This window comes from Mycobacterium sp., from assembly GCF_032162105.1.
Lineage (GTDB): Bacteria > Actinomycetota > Actinomycetes > Mycobacteriales > Mycobacteriaceae > Mycobacterium.
Genome location: NZ_JAVRPS010000338.1, coordinates 1 through 4,922, shown reverse-complemented (window position 1 = coordinate 4,922; position 4,922 = coordinate 1). Strand labels below are relative to the sequence as shown.

General features: G+C 63.6%; 4 protein-coding genes. 1 reads left to right on the top strand and 3 read right to left on the bottom strand.

Going from position 1 to position 4,922, the window contains the following annotated elements:
• Together QOC69_RS17300 and QOC69_RS17295 are read right to left on the bottom strand one after the other, a co-directional pair.
• Positions 1-1,066, bottom strand: a 1,066-nt coding sequence (locus tag QOC69_RS17300) for an NHL repeat-containing protein (RefSeq protein ID WP_526441715.1), incomplete at its 3' end; no start/stop codon positions are given.
• Complete coding sequence (locus tag QOC69_RS17295) at positions 1,021-2,046, bottom strand: hypothetical protein (RefSeq protein ID WP_526441713.1); 1,026 nt, start codon at positions 2,044-2,046, stop codon at positions 1,021-1,023. The genes QOC69_RS17295 and QOC69_RS17300, both read right to left, overlap by 46 nt.
• A gap of 229 nt (positions 2,047-2,275) precedes the next feature.
• Between QOC69_RS17295 and QOC69_RS17290 the strand changes: the two genes are divergently transcribed.
• Positions 2,276-3,547, top strand: coding sequence for a cytochrome P450 (locus tag QOC69_RS17290; protein ID WP_526441711.1), 1,272 nt, complete (start codon positions 2,276-2,278; stop codon positions 3,545-3,547).
• A 176-nt stretch (positions 3,548-3,723) separates the two neighbouring features.
• Here QOC69_RS17290 and QOC69_RS17285 read toward each other — a convergent pair whose 3' ends face one another.
• Complete coding sequence (locus QOC69_RS17285; RefSeq protein ID WP_526441709.1) at positions 3,724-4,464, bottom strand: Rv1363c family protein; 741 nt, start codon at positions 4,462-4,464, stop codon at positions 3,724-3,726.
• Between the last annotated feature and the right edge of the window lie 458 nt (positions 4,465-4,922).

The following is a 4,922-nucleotide window of genomic DNA, read 5'->3' as shown; positions in this document are numbered from 1 at the left end:
CGGTGAGCTTGGTGTATCGCCCACCGAGCAACCATTCGGAGACATAGAGGTTGCCGTCGGCGTCCGCCGCTACCGAATGTGGCGAGTTGAACCGATCGTGCTGGGGGAGATGCGGTAGCGTCGCACGCCCGTCGTCGGCCAGATCATTGGGCCATCCTGGCCGGGTCGGCCACCCTCGTGCTGCTCCGAGATCCGGGTCGGCGCCGCCGATGAACCCGACGAGGCTGTCGTCGGAATCCAGAACGGCCAGGCGTTCGTAGACCTCCGCGACCACCAGCAGGTCGCCCCACTGCGCGAAATCGCTCGGACTGTTCAAGAAGGTCTCACCAAACGTGCGCAGGTACCGGCCCTCCAGGTCGTAGACGAGGACACGCACGTTGATGCGGTCGGCTATGTAGAGTTCCGGCACCTTGTCGTTTCGGCGGTCGATGAAGATCGCGTGAGGGCACAGAAGTCGTCCACTTCCCTCTTCGCCGGTCAGTGTCGACAGGTGTTTTCCGTCCCTGTCGAAGCGATGAACCAAGCCAGATCCGTATCCGTCGGCTACCCAAATGTCGCCCGTGCCGCCGAACCGCTCCTCGTCCACGACGCAGCCGCACGGGCAGTAGGGCCCCATCGGGCCGGCGGGGATCGCCGGATCCTGAGGCGGGTTCGGCAGCTCGGAACGGATCTGCCCATCGAGGGTCATCTTCACCACCCGGGGTGCCCGCGTCTCGCAGTGAACGCCCTTGCCGAACAGGGGAGTCCAGTTCGGGTCGCCTTCGTCGGCGCCGCAACTGAATACGAAACCGGGATCGCAAACCCACAGGTATTCGTCCTCGTCCTCGCGGACGACGGTGATGCCGTGACCTTCGGTGAGGTCCGTCTCGACCACCCGTAGCAGGCGCCCCTCGGTATCGAACGCGACGAGTTGCCCGGCGTGGAAACCGATGAGTTCGCCGTCGGCGGTGGCGACGACGGCGTTGTGCACCCAACAGGACGCCGCGCCGGGGACGGCGGACAGATCTGCCCAGTCGCCGGTCACATCGTAGGAGGGAAGGTTGGGCCTGCCGGAACCTGAGGACACGACGTGTGCCTTTCTGTCGGTGACGAAACCCTCTCGGGCTCTGCGCCGTTCGTTCTGGACCACACCTCTCCCTCCTCGTCCTCGAACCGGATACGCACCCGGGGAGAAGCGTTGAGTTCCAACTCGTACAGGGCAGAGGCATGTTGGTTTGGTCTGAGCCAGCGCGGGAAGTCCAGTGCCGTGTGGGCGGCGAGAACATCCGTCCGCTCGCCCAGGAATACCGATCCGCGAGCCGGTGATTCCGCGCCCGGGTCGATCAGTGGGCGATGATCTTCCGGCCACGGGCCAGTCCTCAGCTTGGCGAAGACATCGGCGATCGGCTGCCTCGAGCGTCTGCAAGCGTCGGGTAACTCGTTGCCGTCGGAGTCGACCGCGTCCACCGAGACCGTCAGACCGGTGGCTAAAGAGGCGCTGTGATTCATCACTGTCACGGCCCAGATCTGCGGGCCCAGCAGTGCCAAGGGCATCCTGTAGGTCGTCACCTGGCGTATCTGCGCGGTGCGTGCGAACCGTGCTGTCAGCGCGCTGAGGCTGGTGTCGTGCAGATCGGCGGTAATGGCACTTTGCAAGCGGCTCTCGAAGAGTGAATCTCCGCGACCAATGTAACGAGGGACGGTTCCCTCCTTCGCCAGCCGCTGTGCGACGCTGCTCAACCAGGCTTGGTCGTCCGCACTGAGGCTGTCCGACGGTGACTCGGCGATGAACCAGGCGAGCGCCAACTTGCCGGCGCGCTTTGCGCGCACCAAGCCGCCTATCGCTTCAACGGCATTTCGGTGCGTCGGGTCGATGACCGCGATCAATACGTCGTAGCGATCGACGATCGCAGCCAGCTTGCTCGCATGATCGAAACCCTCAGCGGCGGTACGGTGCTGCCCGCGCGAGGGCATGAGCACAATCTGGCGTCGCTCTGCGCTCGCGCTGTTCCACCAGTTCAGAGCGTGGTCGACAGCGGTGCGGAATCGACCGGTGTCGTCGGGCACCGCGACCGCCACCTCCACGACGTGAGCAGTGAACACCCGTCTCATCTCCTGATTGATCCGCCGAGACCTGTGCGGCCCATCGCTTGGTCACAACAGGTGCTGTCTAACTCTAACGATCCTTGCTTTATAAGCAAATATCGTCCTACTATGACGCACATGCCCTTGTTGCGGGCGCTGCCGTCCGCTGTGCGAGAGGCCCGCTTGCGTTCGCCAATGAACAGGAGAGACATTGTCGGCCGACGGAAGTGTCCTGGAGTTCGAGCCGTTCAAGCCCGGTCCGCATGACCAGTTGCCTGCGGTTTATGCGCAGTTGCGGGAGCGATTTCCTGTCTACCGGAGCGCTTCGAACATCTGGGTGATATCGCGATTCGAGGACGTGAAGGCCGTGCAGTCGAGTCCCGATGTGTTCTCGTCGCGCCCCAATCCCTACGAGGGAGATTCGACGCCGTCGGATGCCGAGATGAAACCGGAGGTCATCGAGCGACTCATGGCGCTGGCAGCGGGAATTCCAATCGATATGAACGAGATGGCTTCGGCCAAGACCATTGCCGCTGCTGACCCGCCTCAGCACACCCGGATGCGGAGAATCGTGAGCAGGGGATTCACGCCTCCGCGGATCAAGGAGATGGCCACCGCGATCAACGCCATCGTCGACCGCTGTCTGACCGGCATCGGCGACCTGCCCAGTTTCGATGTAGTGGAGCGGCTAGCCGTCCCGCTACCGGTCGAGATGATCTGCCACATCCTCGGCATCGATCAAAGCGAGTACGGTCGCGCCAAACGCTGGTCGGACGCGTTCGCCGCGGCCGCCGGCGCCGAATTCAGCAGTCCCGCCGAACGCAACGAGTTGATGCTGAGCACCATCAAGGAGTTCAGCACGTACTTCGTGCCGCTGATCGAGGCCCGGCGCACTGAGCCCAGGAATGATCTGGTCAGTGCGATGGTGGCGGCGATCGACAACGAGGCGCTGAGCAATGTCGAAACCTTGATGGTGGCGATCACGATCATGGTCGCCGGCAATGAGACGTCGACGAACCTCATCGGGAACACCGTGGTCGAACTGCTGTCAAACCCCGACCAGCTGAAGCTGTTGCTCGACGACACATCATTGCTGCCCAATGCGGTCGATGAGGCGAACCGGCTGACGGCGCCGATCCAGTTCGCGTTTCGTGAGGCGACCGAAGAGACCGAGGTTGCGGGTACGACGATCCCGAAGGGGGCCATCGTTGCGCTGCATATGGCCGCCGCCAACCGAGATCCCCGGCGCTTCGACGACCCCGACCGTTTTCTCATCACCCGCCCGGCCGCCAAGAATCTCTCGTTCGGCCACGGCATACATTTCTGTCTCGGTGCTCACCTGGCCGGTCAGGAAGTGCGAGCCGCGATCGGTCGATTGCTGCCTTACCTCGACCGCCTCGAATTGACCGACGCTCCGCTGGGGCGCAACCCGACGGCACTGCTGAACGGCTGGCAAAGGATCGAGCTCGCGTGGGTGTCGTAGTGCGCCCGATGTCGCCGTCTCCCGTGAGGTCCGGAATTGCACGCTCGCAGCCTGCGTAGGGCGTTCTCGTACTGAGGACTCTCGTGCGGTTCGTCGTTACACGCCTCCGACGAGCCCAGTTGCCGCCAAGACGAGCGTGAGCAAGAGGAGTCCCACGCGCGACTTCTGACGCAGGATCATGGGACGAACTCGACTTTCGACATCTTGAGTTGGCCGGCGTCGCGCGACACAGTCACGATTAGTCGCCAGGACCTGGGCTCCTCCTTGGCTCCGGCGGCGTTGGTGACCGTTGACGTCGTCGATACCAGCACGACTGCGGAGTCATCGGTCATGGATTCGACCGCGGTGGCGTTCACGGCGCCCGTGGTGACGATTTTGGACTGCTCGACCACCGAGGTGAAATCGACGGCGCGCCGCTCGAAATCGTCCTTGAAGCCCCCTGTCGTGCTGTCCAGGATGCGTCCGACGTCGTCTCGTGCCCTGGTGAAATCCAGTGACACCATGTTGAGCACACCCTGCCGCGCGGCCGCCGCGAACTCAACGGCACGGGCACGTTCCTGCGTGACCCCGTGGTGCAGCCACGCCAGATAACCGCTGACTGCAAGCAGTGCACAGATGATGGCCCCTGCACCCAAGACGACGAGGCGGCGCCTGAGGCGTGCCGACCAGCGACGGCGACTTCGGGCGGGCGCGGTGCCGCCGGCCTGAGGAGTCTCGTCACGATCGATGTGGGCCACTGCCAGTGACGATGCCGCCGTGTCGCTGCCCGTCGCCAAATCAGCGAGCCGGCGAAGGTGGATGGCCCGGGCCATGGCCTGCGCCGCAACCGCACACGCCTCAGCTTCAGCGGCAGCCGCTTCAGCCTCGGCAGCGGGGGAATCGGCGACCGCGTGAGCCGCCTCTCGAACGGTCTTCACGATTTCGTCATCGCCGTCGGAACGGCGATGTCAGTGTGCCGTGACGTTCTCGCCCAACGCCACGTTGCATACGGCTACCTCCCGGTCAGCGGGTGCGTTCTTCTGTGGTGAGGTCAATCGTCTACCGTTGGTACCATGACACTCTACTTTGACGCGCTATATATGGTGTTGCTGAGAGAACACGATACGTTACGGTGTCGAGGGTAGTCATCAGTGTCACTGAATGAGAACCGACGCTTGACTGCCAGTACCGGCGTGATCAAGAGGTAGGAGCATCGATGCCCCAGACGAACATCGTCGGTCTGTTTCAGGCGGTCGTCGGCCTGTTCGATGGTGGCCGTCACCGTTCTGGACGGACCGGGATCTGATGGGGTTTAGATCATCGGTGGACCGCTGGTCGCCGGGCCTTTCAGCGCCGCGCAGTCTCTCTGCGGGGATGCAGGCCGTCGGGGGGCTGT